General features: G+C 57.4%; 18 protein-coding genes and 1 pseudogene. 5 read left to right on the top strand and 14 right to left on the bottom strand.

The genetic code is table 11. The annotated features are described in order from the left end of the window. Positions 1-36 precede the first annotated feature (36 nt). Entirely contained in the window at positions 37-1,113 is a 1,077-nt protein-coding gene (locus tag OPU96_RS00140) for a sugar phosphate isomerase/epimerase family protein (protein WP_267864025.1), read from the bottom strand. Continuing rightward, complete coding sequence (locus OPU96_RS00145; protein WP_267864024.1) at positions 1,110-2,276, bottom strand: Gfo/Idh/MocA family protein; 1,167 nt, start codon at positions 2,274-2,276, stop codon at positions 1,110-1,112. Before OPU96_RS00145 ends, OPU96_RS00140 begins: the two co-directional genes overlap by 4 nt. Positions 2,277-2,463: 187 nt before the next feature. Here OPU96_RS00145 and OPU96_RS00150 point away from each other — a divergent pair, with 187 nt between their 5' ends. Further along, complete coding sequence (locus OPU96_RS00150) at positions 2,464-3,462, top strand: LacI family DNA-binding transcriptional regulator (protein ID WP_498558614.1); 999 nt, start codon at positions 2,464-2,466, stop codon at positions 3,460-3,462. A gap of 229 nt (positions 3,463-3,691) precedes the next feature. Here the strand turns inward: OPU96_RS00150 and OPU96_RS00155 are convergent, their stop codons facing one another. Continuing rightward, positions 3,692-4,612, bottom strand: a complete 921-nt coding sequence (locus OPU96_RS00155; RefSeq protein WP_267864044.1) for an AraC family transcriptional regulator — start codon at positions 4,610-4,612, stop codon at positions 3,692-3,694. Between the two features lie 165 nt (positions 4,613-4,777). On the opposite strand from OPU96_RS00155, the gene OPU96_RS00160 reads away from it, so the two are divergent. Both OPU96_RS00160 and OPU96_RS00165 read left to right on the top strand, forming a co-directional pair. Then, positions 4,778-5,827, top strand: a complete 1,050-nt coding sequence (locus tag OPU96_RS00160; RefSeq protein WP_267864022.1) for an NAD(P)-dependent alcohol dehydrogenase — start codon at positions 4,778-4,780, stop codon at positions 5,825-5,827. A 144-nt stretch (positions 5,828-5,971) separates the two neighbouring features. Continuing rightward, a complete protein-coding gene (locus OPU96_RS00165) occupies positions 5,972-7,171 on the top strand; it encodes an MFS transporter (RefSeq protein ID WP_498558461.1) in 1,200 nt (399 codons plus the stop codon). 355 nt (positions 7,172-7,526) lie between these two features. Here OPU96_RS00165 and OPU96_RS00170 read toward each other — a convergent pair whose 3' ends face one another. Further along, a complete protein-coding gene (locus OPU96_RS00170; protein WP_498558462.1) occupies positions 7,527-8,525 on the bottom strand; it encodes a zinc-dependent alcohol dehydrogenase family protein in 999 nt (332 codons plus the stop codon). A 28-nt stretch (positions 8,526-8,553) separates the two neighbouring features. Here OPU96_RS00170 and OPU96_RS00175 point away from each other — a divergent pair, with 28 nt between their 5' ends. Together OPU96_RS00175 and OPU96_RS00180 are read left to right on the top strand one after the other, a co-directional pair. Further along, positions 8,554-9,066: a cupin domain-containing protein gene (locus OPU96_RS00175; protein WP_267864019.1), complete on the top strand. Its 513-nt coding sequence runs from the start codon at positions 8,554-8,556 to the stop codon at positions 9,064-9,066. Further along, positions 9,026-9,643: a helix-turn-helix transcriptional regulator gene (locus OPU96_RS00180; RefSeq protein ID WP_267864018.1), complete on the top strand. Its 618-nt coding sequence runs from the start codon at positions 9,026-9,028 to the stop codon at positions 9,641-9,643. Before OPU96_RS00175 ends, OPU96_RS00180 begins: the two co-directional genes overlap by 41 nt. 98 nt (positions 9,644-9,741) lie before the next feature. On the opposite strand, the gene OPU96_RS00185 is transcribed toward OPU96_RS00180, so the two are convergent. The 10 genes and pseudogenes from OPU96_RS00185 to OPU96_RS00230 form a co-directional block, all read right to left on the bottom strand. Then, positions 9,742-10,509, bottom strand: a complete 768-nt coding sequence (locus OPU96_RS00185) for a methyl-accepting chemotaxis protein (RefSeq protein ID WP_460953600.1) — start codon at positions 10,507-10,509, stop codon at positions 9,742-9,744. Positions 10,510-10,599: 90 nt separating this feature from the next. Continuing rightward, a pseudogene (locus tag OPU96_RS00190) lies at positions 10,600-11,691 on the bottom strand (cache domain-containing protein); the annotation flags it as partial. Positions 11,692-11,886: 195 nt separating this feature from the next. Further along, positions 11,887-13,377: an aldehyde dehydrogenase gene (locus OPU96_RS00195; protein ID WP_267864016.1), complete on the bottom strand. Its 1,491-nt coding sequence runs from the start codon at positions 13,375-13,377 to the stop codon at positions 11,887-11,889. A 2-nt stretch (positions 13,378-13,379) separates the two neighbouring features. Then, on the bottom strand, positions 13,380-14,282 hold the full coding sequence (locus tag OPU96_RS00200) for a dihydrodipicolinate synthase family protein (RefSeq protein WP_267864015.1): 903 nt from the start codon (positions 14,280-14,282) through the stop codon (positions 13,380-13,382). 52 nt (positions 14,283-14,334) lie between these two features. Next, positions 14,335-15,189, bottom strand: coding sequence for an ABC transporter permease (locus OPU96_RS00205; RefSeq protein WP_267864014.1), 855 nt, complete (start codon positions 15,187-15,189; stop codon positions 14,335-14,337). Then, positions 15,186-16,034 (bottom strand): ABC transporter permease, encoded by an 849-nt coding sequence (locus OPU96_RS00210; protein WP_498558463.1) that lies wholly within the window; start codon positions 16,032-16,034, stop codon positions 15,186-15,188. The genes OPU96_RS00205 and OPU96_RS00210 overlap by 4 nt, the downstream gene beginning before the upstream one ends. Next, positions 16,031-17,149 carry a quaternary amine ABC transporter ATP-binding protein gene (locus tag OPU96_RS00215; protein ID WP_267864012.1) on the bottom strand — a complete coding sequence of 373 codons (1,119 nt, stop codon included), beginning with the start codon at positions 17,147-17,149 and terminating at the stop codon, positions 16,031-16,033. Before OPU96_RS00215 ends, OPU96_RS00210 begins: the two co-directional genes overlap by 4 nt. A 69-nt stretch (positions 17,150-17,218) precedes the next feature. Further along, positions 17,219-18,070, bottom strand: coding sequence for a glycine betaine ABC transporter substrate-binding protein (locus tag OPU96_RS00220; protein ID WP_267864011.1), 852 nt, complete (start codon positions 18,068-18,070; stop codon positions 17,219-17,221). A 145-nt stretch (positions 18,071-18,215) separates the two neighbouring features. After that, the gene (locus OPU96_RS00225; protein ID WP_498558464.1) at positions 18,216-19,541 is read right to left on the bottom strand and encodes an NAD(P)/FAD-dependent oxidoreductase; all 1,326 of its coding nucleotides are present in this window, start codon (positions 19,539-19,541) and stop codon (positions 18,216-18,218) included. Positions 19,542-19,560: 19 nt separating this feature from the next. Continuing rightward, positions 19,561-20,454 carry a dihydrodipicolinate synthase family protein gene (locus OPU96_RS00230; protein WP_267864009.1) on the bottom strand — a complete coding sequence of 298 codons (894 nt, stop codon included), beginning with the start codon at positions 20,452-20,454 and terminating at the stop codon, positions 19,561-19,563. Positions 20,455-20,521: the final 67 nt, after the last annotated feature.

Consider the following 20,521-nt stretch of genomic DNA (forward strand, 5'->3'; position numbering starts at 1 on the left):
CACCGTCTTATTGTTATTCAAAGAAACTGGTGAAACTCAGGCGTCGGGTAAGCCCAGCAAACGCCGGTTGGAAGCCGTATCACTGGCCACGCTGACAAAATCGTCAAAGGCCTTTTCGCTCCGGGTAATCATGTGATCGCGGATGAACCTCGCGCCTTCGGCGGCACCTTGGGCGGAGTCTTTCAGGCAGCACTCCCACTCCAACACGGCCCAACCTGTGAAACCGTATTGGGTCAGCTTGCTGAAGATTGACTTGAAGTCGACCTGCCCATCACCCAATGAACGGAACCGTCCAGGACGATCGACCCAGCCCTGATACCCGCCATAGACACCGGAGCGCGCATCCGGTCGGAACTCAGCGTCCTTGACGTGGAACATGCGGATACGTGGGTAATAACGGTCGATAAAACCCAGGTAGTCCATCTGCTGCAACAGCAGGTGACTGGGGTCATAGAGGATGGACGCACGGGGGTGATGATCGACCGCCTCGAGGAAACGCTCGAACGAAGCGCCGTCGTGCAGGTCCTCACCGGGATGAATTTCGTAGCACAGGTCGACACCGGCCTCGTCAAAGCAGTCGAGGATCGGCAGCCAGCGCTTGGCCAGTTCGGCAAAACCTTGCTCTACCAACCCGGCGGGGCGTTGTGGCCAGGGGTACATATAAGGCCACAGCAAGGCCCCGGAGAAAGTTGCGTGGGCTGTCAGGCCCAGACGCTGGCTGGCCCGCGCCGCCAATTTCAATTGCTCAATGGCCCACTCGGTGCGCGCCTGAGGTTGGCCGCGCAGATGGTCCGGGGCAAAGTCATCGAACAGCGCATCGAACGCCGGGTGCACCGCCACCAACTGCCCTTGCAGATGGGTGGACAGCTCGCTGATTTCAACTCCGGCGCTGGCGCACACGGCCTTCAATTCATCGCAATAACTCTGACTTTCAGCAGCGCGCTCAAGGTCGATATAGCGCGTACCGGAGGTCGGCAGTTGGATGGCTTTGTAGCCCTGAGACGCTGCCCATTGAGCGATATTGGCCAGGGTGTCGAACGGCGCTTCATCAGAGATGAACTGTGCCAGGAATATCCCGGGGCCACGCAGGCCTTCAGTTGTCTGTTGGGTCATAGGCTGCACTCCAAAGGTGTCCACTTGTCGTTACTGTTGTGACTGGCAATGGCGGCCTCGATAAACGCCATGCCACGCAAGCCCACCTCGATCCCCGGCACACCCGCAGCGGTATGGCCTTCAACCTTGCCGCGAATGGCCAGGGCAAAGTCGCCATACAGATTGGCCATTGCTTCCAGGTAACCTTCGGGATGGCCGGCGGGCAAGCGCATGCGCTGGGTCGCCGCCTCGCACAGCCACGGCTGCCCGATGCCGGAGCGCAGTACACGCATCGGCTGATCCAACGAACGGTGAATCAGGCTGGCGGGTTGTTCCTGGCGCCATTCAAGGCCGCCTTTGTCGCCGTAGACACGAATGCTCAACGGGTTTTCTTCCCCGGCGCAGACCTGACTGGCGATCAGCACGCCACTGGCGCCCTGCTCCATCTGCAACAGCATCGCGGCGTCGTCGTCCATCTGACGGCCTTCGACATGCACGCCCAGGGTGGCGCACAGGTGGGTGACGGCTTGATCGGCCACAAACTCCGCCAGGGAAAAGGCATGGGTGCCGATATCGCCGATACAACCGCCCAACCCGGACAACTCCGGCTGCCCCCGCCACTTGGCCTGCTTATTGCCCTGCCCGGCCACATCCTGACTGAGCCAGCCTTGGGGATACTCCACCAGCACCTTGCGCACTGCGCCGATCACACCGCTGCGCACCATCTCCCGCGCTTGCCAGACCATGGGGTAACCGAGGTAGGTGTGGGCCAGGCCATAGAGCCCGACGCTGCTGTCCAAGCGAGTTTTCAACGCCTGCAGCTCAGCCAGGTTCAATGCCGCAGGCTTCTCGCTGAACACATGAAAACCGGCGGCCAGCGCCTCACTCGCCACCGGTGCGTGAAGATGATTGGGGGTGACGATCACCAACAGCTCCATGCGCTGCTCAGCGGGCAGTGCCTGCTCGGCCTCCAGCATCAACTGCCATGTGCTGTAGCAACGCGATTGCGCCAGGCCAAGCTGGCTGCCGGTGCGCTGATTGTTCTGCGCGTCGCGACTGAACGCACCGCACACCAACTCAAAACGCCCATCGAGGCCCGCCGCCTGACGGTGAGCTTGGGCGATAAAAGAACCTTCTCCCCCACCGACAAAGCCCATTCTTATTTTGGGTATCACTGTGTTCATCGCTGGCCTTCTCTGTCTTGTCCGGTTGGGCAAAGGCGTGAAACCGAAATGTAACCGGTTACATTTAAGCCAAAAGCTATGCTCTCTTGCGCAGGCTGTCAAATACAAGAGAGATTTTTTTAAGGATTTCGGCGCAGGCGCACCTGCTGTAAGCTCGCCCGATGCAACGTTTGAAGGTGAGGTGTTTTTGTCCAATATTCGAGAGGTCGCCCGGCTCGCCGGCGTCTCGGTGGCGACCGTATCGCGCACCTTGAAATCCCCCGATTGCGTGCGCGAGGCTACTCGGGAAAAGGTCAACGCGGCCGTTGAACAAACCGGTTATCGCCCCAATCTCATGGCCGTGCAATTCCGCTCACGGCGCACCGGGAATCTGGTGATTCTGGTGCCGAAAATCGCCAACACCTTTTTTGCCCGCGTGATCAGCGGTGCCCAGCTGGCTGCCCAGGCTGCCGGTTACCGGCTGTTGCTGTGCGACACCCAAGGGCGCGAGGACATCGAGCGCGAGTTTGCCGAGCTGGTCTATGCCCATCAGGCCGATGGCGTGATCCAACTGCGCGCCTACGATCCCTTCCCGGCTGACGGCCTTGAAACCCCGCCCATGGTCAATGCCTGCGAAGTGATCCAGAGTGGGCGCCACCCCACCATCAGTCTCGACAACCACGCAGCCGCCAAGGCAATGACTGAGCACCTGATCAATCTGGGGCATCGCCGCATCGGCCTGATCAAGGGCCCTAAAAACAGCCCTTTGACCCAGGATCGGGTAGCGGGATACCAAGCTGCCCTGGACCAGGCGGGCATCCCCCGCGACCCAGCGATAATATGCCACGGCGACTTCAGCTTGCGCGCCGGCTACGACGGCGCCGCCATCCTGCTGACGATGCCCCAACGCCCAACAGCGCTGTTTTGTGAAAGCGATGAGATGGCCATTGGCGCGCTCAAGCGCATCAAGGAAGCTGGCTTACGCGTCCCCGAAGACATTTCGCTGGTGGGGTTCGACGATATCCCGTTGGCGCAGTACTGCGATCCACCACTAACGACGGTCGCCCAGCCCGCCGAAGGCTTCGGGCGCCGGGCTGTAGAGATGCTGATCGAAATGATCGAGGGAAAAACCACCACGCATCTGCAGCCAGTGATACTGCCATTTGAACTGACGATACGGGAAAGCTCTGCCCCACCGTCGGCATAGGAAAAGATGGGCCACGCCATTGAAGTTCAGTTGAGAACAAGCGCCAGCGAGCTGCTGCAGACACAAGTGAACAAGCGCATGCTCGGAAACTGTTCACTCAAAGTCTCAGCCTTGGTTTTGTGATACATGAGCCTGAGGCATGGCGACCTCCCGGCGACGAACACGCAACCTGCCGTTGCGTTGATCCTGGACGGTTGACCGAGCGTCACCTTATTCGGTACCCCGAGGTTTACGCCCCTTGCCCTCGCAACAGCGAAATATCCCGCTTGGGAGAAACGCCAAACAGACGGCTGTATTCGCGACTGAACTGAGACGGGCTTTCGTATCCGACCTTGAACGCTGCGCTGGATACGTCCTGATGCTCATTGAGCATTAACCGCTTTGCTTCATTCAGTCGCAGCCATTTCTGATACTGCAGTGGGCTCATGGCAGTGAGTTGGCGGAAGTGGTGGTGAAAGGTCGGCGTGCTCATCTGCACTCGAGCCGCAAGATCATCGACGCGAAGTGCCAGGGTGTAATTCAACTTCAACCAATCGATGGCTTTGGCGATCCGATAACCTTGGCCATCGACAGACGTAATTTGTCGAAGCCGGCTCGCCTGATCACTCTGCAAGAGCCGGTAGTGAATCTCGCGTTGGATCAAGGGGGCAAGAACAGGGATGGACTCCGGTTCTTCGAACAGTCCCAATAAACGCTCGAATGAGGCCAGCATCGCAGGAGTCAGCGCACCAATTCCCACCCCCTTCGCAATGGATCGATCACGGGTGGGTGGCAGGTCACTTTGCGCTATCAACTCGGCCAACATACGCAGATCAAGTTTCAGCGTAAGCCCCAGGCATGGCAGTTCCGGGCTTGCAGCCAGCACTTCTGAATTGGCAGGCAAATCCAATGAGGTAATCAGAAACCGCGAGGTGTCGTAAGGGTAGCCCTCGCCCCCAACCCACAGCTGTTTCTCACCTTGCACAACGAGGATAATGCTTGGCTCGACCATGCAAACGATGGGCGGCGCTGGATGTTCCCGCTTGAAGACACCCAGGCCCGTAATGGCCGTTGCGTAGTCACCTGGTTTCGAGATTAGCTTGCCGATAATCCCCGCAAGCTTTTCTTGTGTTGATATGAGTTGAGAATCCGCGTTGGAGTTTTTCGTCATATTCATCTTTTACCTCTTCACGGCACTCTAACTCGCCAGCCCCCGACAGTCCTGCAGAAAAACAGATACTCATACAATCAGGCAAGTAATCCAGCGTAATGCACTACAGAGAGCCTTGGCAGACCGGGAAAATGGTCATTCGACAAATCCATTGAGGTCTCTCCCATGCTTGTACAAGCCTATGGCGCTTACGCTGGCGACATACCCCTTGAACCGATGCGGGTCAATCGCCGCGAGCCGGCCGCCCATGATGTGCAGATTGATATCGCTTTCTGTGGCATCTGCCATTCGGATTTGCACCAAGTGCGCGCCGAGTGGGCAGGCACGCAATTTCCGTGTGTACCTGGGCACGAAATTGTCGGTCGCGTTTCGGCGGTGGGCGCGCACGTGGCGGCTTTTAAAGTCGGCGACCTAGTCGGTGTCGGCTGCGTTGTTGACAGCTGCAAACACTGTGACGACTGTGACACGGGCCTGGAAAACTACTGCGATGAGATGGTCGGCACCTATAACTTCCCGACACCTGATGCACCTGGCTGGACGTTGGGCGGTTACTCGCAAAACATCGTAGTGCATGAGCGTTACGTCTTACGCATCCGCCATCCCGAGTCGCAGCTGGCTGCCGTCGCCCCGCTGCTGTGCGCGGGCATCACCACTTACTCGCCTCTGCGTCACTGGAAAGCGGGCCCAGGCAAAAAAATCGGCGTGGTCGGCATCGGCGGGCTGGGTCACATGGGCATCAAGTTGGCCCACGCGATGGGTGCCCACGTTGTGGCATTCACCACCTCTGAATCCAAGCGAGAAGCGGCAAAGGCGTTAGGCGCCGATGAGGTCGTCGTATCTCGCAACCCCGAAGAAATGGCGCTACATGCCAAGAGTTTCGACTTCATCCTCAACACCGTCGCAGCCCCGCACGATCTTGACGCGCTTCTGGTGCTGCTCAAGCGCGATGGGGCTCTGACGCTGGTTGGCGCGCCCGCCTCGCCACACCCATCGCCGAACGTATTCAACCTGATCATGAAGCGCCGGACGATTGCCGGCTCGATGATCGGAGGCATCCCAGAAACACAGGAGATGCTGGATTTCTGTGCCGAGCACAGCATCGTCGCCGACATCGAACTGGTTCGCGCAGACCAGATAAATGAATCCTACGAGCGAATGCTCAAAGGTGACGTCAAGTATCGCTTCGTGATCGACAACGCCACTTTGGTTGATTGACCTTTAAGACCGGGTGAACTCATTCCATTCGCGAAATTGCCCACCTTCTTCAAAAACAACCTCAAGTAGCCTCTCCAGGCATTGCCGCTGTCGTAGCCTCCTTCTGGGAGGTTACGACGCTTGGCGCAATACAGGATTCAAGTAATGAGTACTAACTCTCTCCCATTGCCCCGTGAATCATGGGCCGCCGTATTCGCGATGGCGCTGGCTGCATTCGTGTTGGTGGCCTCGGAATTCATGCCAGTCAGCCTGCTCACGCCTATTGCATTAGATCTGCATGTCACCGAAGGGCAAGCCGGTCAGGGCATTTCTGTGTCAGGGCTGTTTGCCTTATTCACCAGCCTTCTGATCGCATCGGTGGCGGCGCGGGTCGACCGCAAACCGCTGCTGCTTTCACTGACACTGCTGATGATCGTTTCTGGAACAGTCGTCGCGTTTGCCCCGAACTATTGGGTATTCATGGTCGGACGCGCGCTGATCGGCGTGGCGATCGGTGGCTTCTGGTCATTGTCGGCGGCCACTGCCATGCGCCTGGTACCTGAAAACCAGATCACTCGAGCCTTGGCAATCGTCAACGGCGGCAACGCGTTGGCGACAGTCATCGCGGCGCCATTGGGGAGTTTTCTCGGTGCTCTGATTGGCTGGCGCGGAGCATTTTTGTGCCTCATCCCAGTAGCAATAGTCGCTTGCGTGTGGTTGTTATTCAGCCTGCCTCAGATGAAATCGCAAAACGGCTCTGGTACCGGCAACACCTTCAAGCTAATGAAACGCATGCCCGTGGCCTTGGGAATGGTGGCGGCCAGCGTGTTCTTCATGGGCCAATTCACACTGTTTACCTATCTGCGTCCGTTTCTTGAAACAGTCACACATGTCAGTGTTTCCACGCTGTCGTTGATGTTACTCGTGCTGGGCCTGGCGGGTCTGGCCGGAACCTTCCTGATTGAAGCGTTCTTGAAAAACAACCTATATCGCACCCTCATCGTCATCCCAATCTTGATGGCGGTCATTGCGCTGGCGCTCGTTTCATTCGGCAGTTCGGCGGCCACCACCACTGTCTTGCTTGGCCTATGGGGATTGGTTGCGACAGCAGCGCCCGTAGGATGGTGGACATGGCTGGCGAGAACGTTGCCGAACGAGGCTGAGGCTGGGGGCGGCCTAATGGTAGCGATCATCCAACTGGCCATCGCGTCAGGGGCAACCGTTGGTGGGCTGGTCTTTGACTTCAGCGGGTATCAGGCGACCTTTGAGTTGAGCGCAGCAATACTGGGCTTGGCAGCGATCCTCGCCTTTGTCGCGGCACGACTAGCGATGCAGGAGTCTTCGGTAGTGGCGAAAATGGCGTAGCAATGCTCACAAGGCACTGCCAGGCCTGATATCGCCACGTGGACTGCTGCTGCGTGGTTGCTCGCGGCGGCGTACATACAAGCCTGTTTGCCGTGAGGAAGCCGGGGCCGCACAGCTGATCGCCGCGACCTATTCCGATATAAGCGCCTAACCAATTGATAACCGACCTCTCCGTTTTCTACAGACAAAAAGAGTGGTCACTGACCCTGGGAGTGAAGAACGTATTCGATCGCGAGATCTACGCGTACAGCACCGCGACTTCATGGATCAACCAAAAAAGAAGGACGTAAGACACGCCTGACGGGAGAGTATCGTTTCTAAGCCGCCGCGTGTGACCACCCAGGTCACCGATTTCTCAGGCGTAATGAGTGATGACGACCTTGCCAAACACATTGCGCTTGGCGAAATGCTCGAACGCGGCCTTGCACTCCTCGAAGGTAAAACGGCTGTCGATCACCGGGCGAATGCCACTCTGTGCAACAGCGGCGAGCACGTTTTCCAGGTCCTGGCGGTTGCCGGTCGCAATCGTCTGGAACCGCGCGAAGGTCAGGAACATGTCGAGGTAACCAGGCATCTCACCCTCCGCCAGCGCGCCCACCATCGACACCTGGCCGCTAAGAGCAATGGCTTTAAGGGACTGAGCGAATGTGCCCGGGCCACCGACTTCGACCACGCGATCGACGCCGCGCCCACCCGTGAGTGCCTTGACCTGTTCACCCCAGTTGGGATGCTCGGCATAATTGATCACATGGTCGGCGCCGAGTGCGAGGAGCCTCTGCGCCTTCTCGACCGACGATGTGGTAGCGATCACCTGGGCACCGCGCGCCTTGGCGAACTGAAGCGCGAACAGCGACACGCCACCGGTTCCTTGCGTCAATACGCGGTGATGCGGCCCGATACCAGCGACCGCGTTCCAGGCGGTGACGGCGGCGCACGGAAGTGTCGCGGCCTCCTCGAAGCTGATCGAATCGGGAATGGCGACCAATTCGTTCTGGTCGATGGTGCGGTAGTCGGCCATCCAGCCATCGAGCTGGCTGCCATATTGCGACACGAACTCGCGAAACGGCCCCGCAAACCAGCCAGGCATGAAGTTATTCGTCACACGGTCGCCGACCGCGAAGCGAGTGACCCTCGAGCCAATCGCCTCGACGACCCCGGCAGCATCGGACAGCTGTACGCGCCCTTCTTCGACGGGAAATGGAAACCAACCGTTGATGATCGAGAGGTCGCGAAAATTCAGCGAGGTGGCCTTGATCTTAACCAGGACTTCGTCCGGACCCGGCTCAGGCGTGGGCTCCTCGCACACCTCCAAGCCTTCGATTGAACCGATATTCTGCAAACGATAGATCTTCATACATAACCCCCTTGAATGTGGCAGGAGTATGACGGCGGTTGACCGGACCATCTATTGCTTTGAGTATGCAATTGCTAACCCATCGTCCGAGATTTTCATGCACCCCTTTGACTCCGTCATCAGCGCCATGCAGCTTGAGAGTTCGCTCTTTGTGCGCATGCGCGCGCACGCACCCTGGGCGATCTCGTTTGACAGCGGCGTCCAGGCACGGCTTGTCGTGGTCTCCCAGGGCAGAGGCTGGTTCACCCATATCGGCCACCCGCCGGTGGGTGTCCAGGAAGGCGACTGCCTTATCATCAAGCTGGGCGTCATGGGCATATTGGGTGATGCGCCGGATCGAATTGCCGTGCCCTGTTCGGAGATCGCCGACCATGTCACCGGCGAGACTGTATCGTTCGGCGGGGACGGTGAAGCGTTTGAGTTTTTCTCAACCTTGTTCACGTTCGACCACACCGCAGGCGAGCCCCTCTCGGCACTGCTACCCGATGTCGTCCATCGCGATGCCCAAGTCCGACGCGGGGCGAATGGTCTCTATCCTTGAGCAGATCGGGGCAGAGGAAGCACAAGCCTCCCTGGGCAGCGCCTATGTCACCGGTCGATTGCTCGACGTGCTGTTCATCCAGGCGATCCGGACCTGGGCCAATTCGCAGGGTAATTTGCCCGAGGGCTGGCTCGCCGGCCTGACTCATCGCCAGTTGGCGCAGACGCTGCAAAGGATTCACGCCAACCTGGCATACCCCTGGACGCTCGAGCAGCTCGCTCGCGACGCCGGGATGTCACGCTCCACCTTCGCGGCATTGTTCAAATCGATCGTCGGCATACCGCCGCTGACCTACGTAGCAACGTGGCGTATTTATCGCGCCAAGCTAATTCTCGCGGCCGGGCACTCGATTGCGGTGGCAGCGGAGCAAGCTGGGTACAGCAGCGACATTGCGCTCAGTCGCGCGTTCAAGGCCGCGACCGGTGTCTCGCCCGGACAATGGCGGCGCGAACGGCTGACTGCCGACAAAATGGGGCCGCGATCTGCTGGGTATGCGTCCGGGCCTCACACCTTGCGTAACCAGGCCGGAACTAGGGAGCCGGCAGATTCAGACGACGACGCAATTGGGGAGCAGTAAGGTGTGCCCGCCACCCTGCTTGGCAGGGCACTGCAAAATCGCTGCAAGCGTGATTTAGCACATAGCTTGAATAGACACGACGTGATTGAAACCCTCAACTACGTGCGAAATTTGCGCACCAACCCGTCCAGCTCATCTGAAAGCGACGCCAGGCTTTGCGAGTCAGTTCGCGCCAATTGCGCCAGCTCCACCACCATGCGTGCATCACCATGTATTTGGCTGATGTGCCGGTTGATTTCTTCGGCCACCTGATGCTGCTCTTCTGCGGCAGTGGCAATCTGGGTGTTCATGTCACGAATGACGTCCACCGATTCGCGAATCTGGCCAAAGCTGGTGCGCGCTTGGCCTATTTTGCTTACGGATTGCTGCGAAACCTCGAGGCTGGCATGCATTTGTTGTGCGACAGACGCCGTACGCCTGGCCAGGTTACCCAATAAACTGTCGATCTCGGCAGTAGAGTCGGAGGTACGCTTCGCCAAGGCCCTGACCTCATCAGCAACCACCGCAAAACCTCGACCTTGCTCACCCGCTCTCGCAGCCTCGATGGCAGCATTCAGGGCCAGCAGGTTGGTCTGCTCGGCGATCGAGCGGATGGTGTTCAGGATCGACTGGATGTCATTACTGTCTTTCTCCAACTGCGTCATGTCCTGCGCGGAGCGGGATATTTCCTGGCTGAGCCGGTCCACACTGTCTACCGCATCATCAATCTGGCGCTGACCGTGACGTGCCTGCTCCTGGCTGGTGTCGGCGGATTCGGCAGCCTGGCTGCAAGAGCGGGCAACCTCATTGGCGGTGGCAACCATTTCGTGGAAGGCAGTCGACACCATGTCTACTGCTTCGCGTTGGCGATTGGCCGCTTGGGCCATATCGCCCGACACTTGAGTGGCACTATGCGATGCCGCAAGGATGCTGCTGGCGGCAGTGGAAATATGTCGAATCAGGCTGCGGATCGCATCCAGAAACTGGTTGAACCAGCCGGCCAGTTGGGCTGTTTCGTCATTGCCCCGCACTGCCAACGTCACGGTCAAGTCGCCCTGGCCCTGGGCGATCCCTTCCAGGCCGCTCGACACACCGACGATAGGGCGCACGATAAGACGGGCGAATGCCGCGCCGATCAGTGCGAAGACCACGGCCAGTACCGCCGCAATGATACCTATCAGCCAAGCCAATTGATTGGCCGAGGCCATGACTTCGTTCTGTTTGATCAGGCCAATAAAACGCCAGCCAAGCTTGTCTGCCGGATAGACGTTAGCCATGTAGCGTTCACCGTTCAGTTCAACTTGTGTCAGGCCTTTGGCGGTGTTGGCCAGGTCACTAAAACCACCACCCAACTCTCCCAGCTTTTTGAAGTTATGTTCGGGCTGCTTGGGGTCGACCAATACGTTGCCGTTATTCTCCATCAGCATCAAATACCCGGTTTCACCCAGTTTGATCTGTTTGACGATGTTGGTCAGTTGTTTGAGTGTCACATCAATGCTCATCACCCCGCCCGAATTGCCCAAGGCGTTGGGGATGGCACGTACCGTCGCAATCATTACGGCATCGTCACCCGCCCAGTAATAAGCATCGGTGCGTATCGTCTTGCCAGGATGATCCATCGCGGTTTTATACCAGGGGCGCGATCGGGGATCATAGCTGTCGCTGAGCTTCTGCCCTTCGGGCCAGAAGGCATAGGTACCGTTGGCTAAGCCATACGAAATATAGGAATAAGACGGATGACTTTTCGCCATAAGATCGAAAAGCGCAACGATGTTTTTACCCACTGCCGGCTCGGGCAGGCTTGCCTGTTCAGGTGTCAGCGAGCTTTTAAGGCCCTCACCGGCTGTTGCTACCTGTGGGGACGACGCGAGAAAGTCGATGTTCTGACTGATACCGTCGAAAAACAATTGCATGCCGTTTTCGATTTGACGGATCTCGCGCCCGCTGTTTTCGACGAAATTTTCCGTCGCCTCTTCGCGCAGATTAACGATCACGACGCTGGCAACCACGATAATCGGCAGGCACGCAATAATCGCGAACGCGCCAGTCAACTTTTGCTTAATGTTCATGTCAGCTCCGTGATTATTGTTATATATCGCCAGTTGCGTTAACTCATGTGCCCCCCTGACAATGTACTCGCACCCTCACCAATTGAGCGGCTCATACATTATTGCAGCGGTTCACAAAGGCACTGAGGCCAAGGAGAAGATAGCCTCAATCAACGAGATTGAGACGATTTTTTAGTGCGACAGGCTAAATCCCAATCAGGATGCATCAATCCAGATCGTTTTCAACTCGGTGTATTGGTCATGAGCCCAGATGGACTTGTCACGGCCACCGAAGCCTGACTCCTTGTAACCACCGAAAGGCGTGGACGCATCGCCCTCTCCAAAACAGTTGACGGTCACGATGCCTGCGCGAATACCGCGCGAAAGCTTCAGTGCATTACGCAGGTTCCCGGTATACGCGGAAGCGGCCAAGCCATACACCGTGTCGTTGGCCAGTTCGATGGCTTCGTCGACCGTAGTGAATGTTGTGACGGTCAGAACGGGACCAAAAATTTCCTCTTTGAACAATCGACTATCACGTCCCACGCCATCAATGATGGTCGGCTCGACAAAGATATTTTGCGTGGTATTTCCACCCACCAGCACATTGAGCTTTTGCTCGGTGGCATGGTCAAGATAGGAACTTACTTTCTCAAAGTGAGCACTGCTGACCATCGAACCCAAGCGATTTTCAGGATCAAGTGGATCGCCCAAAGGCCAGTCGGCCAGGTGGACCTGCATACGTTTCAACAACTCGTCCTTGATGTCCTCGTGAACGATCAAACGAGACGATGCAGAGCAGTTTTCACCCATGTTCCAAAAGGCACCGTTCACTACATGCTGGGCGACCGCATCAATGTCTTCGACATCATTCATAACCACAGCTGGGTTCTTGCCTCCACACTCCAGAACAATACGCTTGAGGTTAGACTCGCTGGAATACTTGAGGAACAGCCGGCCGGTGTCCGTCGAACCGGTGAAGCTCACCATGGCCACACCCGCATGCCGGCCTAAAGGTTCACCAGCCTCTTTCCCGCTACCCGGCACCACGTTGAAAACGCCCGCAGGGATACCCGCCTGATGAGCCAGCTCAGCAACTCGCAGCGTGCTCAACGTAGTTTCTTTGGCAGGCTTGATCACGATTGAACAGCCCGCTGCCAGGGCGGGACCGATTTTCCAGGCAAGCATTAGAAGTGGGAAGTTCCACGGCAAAACAAGCCCGACAACACCAATGGGCTCACGCACTACCATCGTCACAGCGCCCGAGCCAACTGGCGCGGTGGCGTCATAAATCTTGTCGATGAGTTCCGCGTGCCAACGCAGCGTGTGGATTGTCTCAGGCACATCGATGTTCTGGCATTCACGAATCGGTTTGCCACTGTCCAGGCTTTCGAGTACCGCCAATTCGTGGGAGTTGTCTTCAAGCAACTGAGCAAAACGCAGCAGCACCGACTTGCGCGCCGATGGCGAGAGCGAATGCCAGCGTGCATCTTCAAAGGCTTCGTTGGCAGCCGCAACCGCCTCATCCACATCGCGCGAGTCGCAGGCAGCAATCTGGGCGAGCACTTCCCCCGTCGCCGGATTGGTGGTAGTGAAGGTTTTGCCCGACAACGCGTCACGGAACTTGCCGTTGATAAAAGCCTGCGCACGAAACTCAAGCTTGGCAGCAAGTTCACGGTAGGCTTCTTTACTAAGGAGTTCTGCCATTTCTAAACATCTCCAACTATTTGGGATACATTTTCTTTGAGCGTTCGAATGACATCGCTCAACGCTTGTTTCTCGAACTCATTCAACGGTTGCAGAGGCGATCGAACATTGCCGGCACGCAATCCGGACAACTCACTGCCGTATTTAATGGTTTGCACAAACTTTCCGCGCTCAAGAACATCCATCAACGGCAGCATTGCCGACATGATGCGACGCCCTTTCAGGAAGTCTTTTTCGATGACACACGCATGGTAGAGCGCGACATGTTCGCGGGGAACAAAGTTGGAACCGGCGCATACCCAGCTGCGCGCACCCCAGGCAAAAAATTCAAGGGCCTGATCATCCCAGCCGCACGAGAGTTGAATCGATGGGTGCGCATGAGCCAGGCGGTGCAGCCGATTCATCTCGCCGGAGCTTTCCTTGATCGCCACGATATTCTTGCACTGCGCGACGGCGTCGAAGAATTCATCCCCCATGGACACGCCCATGCGGGCCGGGTAGTTGTAAAGCATGATGGGCAGGCCAGCCGCTTTATCCACCGCCAACACATGCGCGGCGATTTCCTTCTGCGTCGGCAACGCGTAGGGCGGCGAACCTACCAGAAGAGCGTCTGCTTTGAGCCCCTTGGCATGCGCGGCAAAGTAAACGCAATCCTCGGTTCTAATTCCGCCCGTACCGATAACCAGCGGCAGGCGCCCATTGAGCACAGCTTTTGCGCGTTCAGCGATGGCCAGACGCTCCAGCGCCGTATGGGCGTAATACTCACCCGTCGATCCACCCACAATGATGCCGTTGACGTTGGATTCGACCAGGTACTCAATCACTTCATCAAAGGCGGAGTAATCGATTTGACCGTCCACGGACAATGGCGTAATCGCAGGGGTGAAGATGCCGTCAAAGTTCATGCTTATTCCTTCTTTGGATTGACTGTGTGGTCAGCGCACGTCACGTAGCCATTCAACGTCCGGCCACGGGCCGACTGTTGCGGTCAAGCAGGCCACGGCTCACGCGATCCAACAGCAAGGCAACGGCCACGATGGCCAGCCCTGCCCGCAAACCAAGGCCCATCTCCATGCGCGTGAGCCCTCGCGTGACTTCAGCGCCCAACCCGCCCGCCCCCACCAGCCCGGCCAGCACCACCATCGCAAGCGACAACAAGATGCATTGGTTCAGGCCCACCAACAGCGTCGGCGTGGCCAGCGGAATTTCGATCTTGAACAGAATTGAGCGCTTTGTTGCCCCCATCGCATTGCCCAGCTCGACCATTTCCTTCGGTACCTGTTTTAGTGCCAGCGTGGTCAAGCGCAGCATGGGAGGAATGCCATAAACCACCGTGGCGATGATCGCCGGCACACGCCCGAGGCTGAAGATCATTACCGCGGGAATCAGGTAGACCCACGGCGGGACGGTTTGCATAACATCGAGCACAGGTCGCAGCGCTGCATCGACGCGTTTTACCCGCGAAGCAAGGATGCCAAGGGGGAACGCGATAGACACTGAAATCAGTACCGCAACCGACACCAGCGCAATAGTTTGCATGGAAGCGATCCACAGCCCGGAAATCAAGCAATAGCCCAACATCGCTGCCGCCAACACCGCGACACGCACACGAATTAACAGCGCCGCGCCGATCGCCACGATTGCAATCACCGCTAACGGCGGCAATGCCAGGAGCGCACTTTCGATTGCTCGCAAACTGAATTCGACTACGACACTGATCGTTTTGGAGACGCCATGTAGATTGGTGTTGAACCAATCAACCAATGGCGCGAGATATTTACCCGGGGAAAATTGCAATTCTGGTGCACTCATAGCCGTTTGCCCTCCTGCGCAGTCGCGGCGCCCTGTGCCAGGCGGTCGAGTACCATGGTGAGAATCACGATTGCGATCGCCCCGTTGATAGACTTGGCGATGTCGAGTGTGCGAATGGCGCTGTAGATGGTTTCACCCAAGCCGCCGGAGCCGACGATGCCGGCGATCACCACCATGCCGAAAGCCATCATGAGACTTTGATTGATGCCCGCCATGATGCTGGGCATCGCAAAGGGCAGACGGATCTTCAGGAACATCTGCCAGCCCGTGACTCCACTTGCGTTTCCCAGCTCAATGAACTCATTGGGCGTCATGCGAATGCCCAGCGATGTCAGGCGAAACGCCGGTGGCAGCGCGACGACAAAGGTCGCGAGCAGCGCCGTACCCGTGCCATAGCCAAGCAGCGCGATAGCGGGCAGCAAGTAAATGTAAGGCGGCATTGTCTGGACCAGGTCGAGAGCTGGCTCGATGATGCGATCCAGCCTGGGGAGCAACCCGGCCAACACGCCCAAGGGAATCGCAACCAGCAGCGCCAGCAAGGTGGCGACGACGACCAAGGCCAGCGTGCCCATGGTTTCCGGCCACAAACCGATAAATGCGCAAAACAGCATGCCTATCAGCGCGATGATTGCGAAACGAAGCCCGGCCAGGCGCCAGCCCAACAGCGCGATCAGCACGGCCACCACGTAATAGGGTGTCAGGTTGAACAGCCAAAGCAGGCTTTCATAAGCGCCTTTGAGCACATCATTGATGGCGTCGAATAGCCCCGAACCGTTATCCGACAGCCATTCCAGTCCGGTGTCTACCGTCGAGTCAAAGGCGTCAGGGAAATTCTCGATACTCATGACGAGACCTCCGTCAGCGGCTGACCCGCCGCCGGAGCGTACTCGTTCGCCGTACCTTGCACGCCTCGAAGCAAGTCGCGCAGTGTGATGACGCCGCAGACAACACCCTCTTCAGCGACAGCAATGGCGTCGCGATCATTAACGACGGCGAGACCAATGACCTGGTCGAGGTCAGCGTCTGGAGAGGTTATGGGCAGGCGGCTAACATCAACATTGGGATGTGCCACCTTGTAGAGGGCAACAGGTGTCATCACCGACTTGGCCTTGACGAGATGAAGTCGCGAGATGCCGGCCACGAATTCAGCGACATAATCATCGGCGGGGTTGAGCACGATATCTTCGGCGGTACCCACCTGGATGATCATGCCGTCTTTCATGATCGCGATACGATCTCCCAGCCGGATGGCTTCATCCAGGTCATGGGTGATGAACACGGCCGACTTACCCAACTCCTTTGTCAGTTGACGAAACTCATCCTGCAACTGACGCCGAATCAACGGGTCGAGCGCACTGAAAGGCTCGTCCATAAGAATGATTTCGGGGTCGGCAGCAAGGGCACGCGCCAGGCCCACCCGCTGCTGCATGCCGCCGGACAGTTCGTCTGGGTAGCGCTTGATCCAGTCGCCCAGGCCGACCTTGACCAGCGCCGCCTCCGCGATCTTGAACCGCTCGGCTTTAGGTACGCCCTGTACCTCAAGGCCGAACGCGGTGTTTTCCAGCACCGTACGATGGGGCAACAACGCCACACTCTGAAAGACCATACCAATCTGGCGCGCGCGAACCGCGCGCAATTCTGCGGCGCTCAGGGAAGACAACTCACGCCCCTTTACCCGTACCTTGCCCGAGCTTGGCGTGATCAGTTTGTTAAGCAACCGAATCAGTGTGGATTTACCGCTGCCGGACAGGCCCATGATGCAAAAAATCTCACCACGGCGAACCTCCAGGTTGACGCCAGACACACCCACGACGCAGCTATAGTCCTGAAGAATCTGCTTCTTTGTCAGTCCTCTTTCGACAACGGCTTTCATTGCTTCGGCCGAGTTCTCGCCGAAAATCTTCCAGACTGACTCGCAGCTCACCAACACATCATTTACGTCTGAAGTTGTAGTAGTCATAGCAAATCCTATCGAACCTTTTTATAAAATATTGTTCGTTAAAGTTCGGCAGCTAAATAAATACCGGTGTTAATTTTTCTTGTTATTTTCCCAACGCTGGATCAAATCACCGTGTTTGGAGATCCAGATATTCACAGCTTCAACCACTGTCTTTCCGTCATTGATGTCGCCGTTGATTGCTTTGATATCCGCAATAGGGACGAAAACACTGGCGATCGTTTCTCGGGCGCGAGGGTTAGCCTCGGAAAAACCTTTGTGACCGATCCAGTAATAGGTTTGCGACGGAGGATAGACACCCTTAGGGTCAGCCAGATACTTGAGATCAAACCTCTGAGTCATCCAGGACGGGTCCCACATGGTGACCGCGATCCACTCCTTGCGATCAATGGCCGACTTCAGTGCCGCCGTCATCGCGGCGGTGCTGCCTTCAACCAGTTGAAGTTTAACGCCATAGGTTTTGATCGCTTCGCTGGTGCTGCGCATCAAACCAGCACCGGGTTCAATACCGATCACCTTGTCGCCGAATTTGGCCGAGTTCTCATTGAGCTGCTCGATCGTATCTATGTTTACGTAGCTCGGCACCGCGATGCCTTGATACAAGCCATGGGAAACAGGCGAGATTTTCTCATAACGGTTTTTACCGCGATCCCAATAGTCCTGGGCAAGGTAGTTCGCTTGCGAAACGAGCAACTGGATATCACCTTTTCCAAGCGCTGCGTGGGCGATACCCCACTCGGAAAACTCGGTGAGCTTCACCGTGTAGCCTTGGTCTTCCAACACTTTTTTGGTGATCAGGGAGATCGGCGACAAGTCCTCCCAAGCCATCGTGCCCATGGTGATGGTCTTGTCTTCGGCCTGAGCTGAAAAACTGGTGCCTATCACCATCAGTAAAGCGAACATCGCCTTCCAAATCGTCTTCATGGTGTATCCCCTGCAGCGGTTGAGTGATCGCCATTTCTTGGGCGATATTGCGTTCGTGATTGTTAAACTTGTTTTCCAATACGCAATGCTTGTTAACGGTACGTTGGGTCATCTCCTGGCCAGTTGCAGTACCTGCGATGCCTGCTTACTCTCGCCCTGCACGCCATTCGCGAAGCTTCAAGTCAGCCTTGGCGCCCAGACTCAAAAACGGCTGAGGCGGCAGGCTTTTTGGCGCGTCATAGCCTGAAAGTATCTGAACCAACTGAGACTTCATGCCTAACGCCGCTTCCGCCGCAGCGATACCGGCCGCGGTGGACTTCGAGGCGCCCAGGCCATTGCACGCACACGCGGCGAACAAACCCGGCTCAATCTCGCCAAAAATCGGCACGCTGTTCCACGTCAATGCCATGGGACCACCCCATCGATACTGCATTTTCAGCCCGACAAGCTCAGGAAAGCGGTCTGCAAACTTGTGGTCGTGTACGCGGCCGGCGCTTCGAACGTGCCCCTCATTGATCTCCAATCCCGCGTGATAGGAGTAACGCGAGCGAATCAAGATGCGGTCACCCTGCGCGCTGCTCACACGACGAACTGTAGTACCCATTGGCAAAGCTGGGGTCGCAGCCCAATCACGCTTTCCACTCAGACGGCGGTGATCGAAGGGTTCGGACATCGATGCATACGTGAAAACGTGCAGCATCTGCCCGGGAAAAAGGCCGAAACTCTGTGCATGGCCGTTGTTGGCAAGGATGATGCGCTTGGCGGTGACGGAACCTGACGCAGTCTTCAACAACCAGTGACCAGACTGTTTTTCGAACGACTGTACAGGAGAGTTTTCAAACAACGTCGCGGGGGCGCGCAGACTATCGGCGACGGCGCGGATGTAGGCCGCCGGTTGCACCATCACCGTGCCCGGCATGAACAGGCCCGAGGTGTAGAGACGGCTGCCCGTCACTTCATAAATACCTTTGGCGTCGAGGGTCTCAAAGGACTCCCCTAACCCTTGTAACTGCTGGGCATAGCTGGAAATGTGCGCGTCGCCTTTCTGACTGATGGCCACACTGTAGCGCCCGCAGGGATCGAGGATCTCACGCCCCCAACCAAACTCTTGGGCCATGTCCGTGGCTAGGCCGATCGCTGTACGGTACAAAGTAATATCCCGGCGGGCACGCTCTGTCGACGAATCACCGAAGTCCTCCGAGCTGACTTCGTGGGGCAAATCGATGATGAACCCCGAATTGCGCCCGGTAGCACCCTCTCCGACAACCCCGGCTTCCAGCACAGCAACGCGCAACGTGGGGTCCAGTTGGGATAGCCGCCTTGCGGCAGACAACCCCGCAAAGCCAGCACCTATGATCGCTACGTCGGCGCGCACGTCACCCTGCAGCGACAACGTGGGGTTTCGAGGCGCAAGCATTTCAACCCACGCAGATCGACTGCTGTTTTTCGGAAATTTACTGGCGACGTACATGACTTTGGCTCCCACGTCGTCAGGCGAGTGCTGACTCAAGATCGATCAATGGCTGCAGAGCCGCCTGGAGCGCACCGACCCTGTCAGCCGCTAAACGCGCCAATGGTCGACGTGGATGCCCTGCGCCATAGCCGGTAATTTCAGCACCTGCGTAAACGGACTGCACATAGTCGCCCTGCCAGATCAACGACATCACCGGTTCCACTGCGCGCCACAGCTCCCGGGCACGAGCCCAGTCCTGCTCCAGGGCCGCATTGACCACTGCCACGCAAGCGCGTGGGGCCATATTGGCACCGCCCCAAATCAACCCAGCAGCACCGGCGAAAAGTGCGTACGGCACCAGGGGATCAGCGCCATTCATGGTCGGCAAGCCCGTACGAATCAACGATGCTTGCGCGGCAAGGTCGCCACTGCTGTCTTTCACCGAGACAAAGTTGGGAATTTCGCTCAACTGCCGGAACAGCGACGGCGTCACTTCCACACCGACAGCCTGAGGCACGTTGTAGCCGATGATGGGCAGCCCGGCTTCGGACACGGAGGAATAGAAGTCGATGATCCCTTGATCATCCGTAGGGCCTTCGAAAAACGGCGGCAGCACCATGACGCCATCGGCCCCGCAGTCGGCTGCATGGCGGGTGCGCTCCACGACGTCTTCGACCAGCAAGGCCGACGTCTGGACGATCACGCGCGCCCGCCCGCCGATGACCTTGGAGCCGAACGCCACCAGTTGCTTGGACTCTTCTTTGCTCAGGTAAACGTGCATGCCCGTACCCGAGCTGAGTACAAATCCATGCACACCAGCCGCGATGTAACGCTCAATCAATTGTTCAAAACGGGGATAATCAATTTTGCCCTGCGCATCAAACGGAGTAGTGATCGCCAGATTGATACCGGAAAAAGCGAATGCGGACATTGATTTAAACCTCATCTTATTCTTTGCTGGAAAGTTCACGCAGACCATGATCAGCCAAATGCAGTGA

The organism is Pseudomonas sp. RP-B7 (assembly GCF_059803535.1).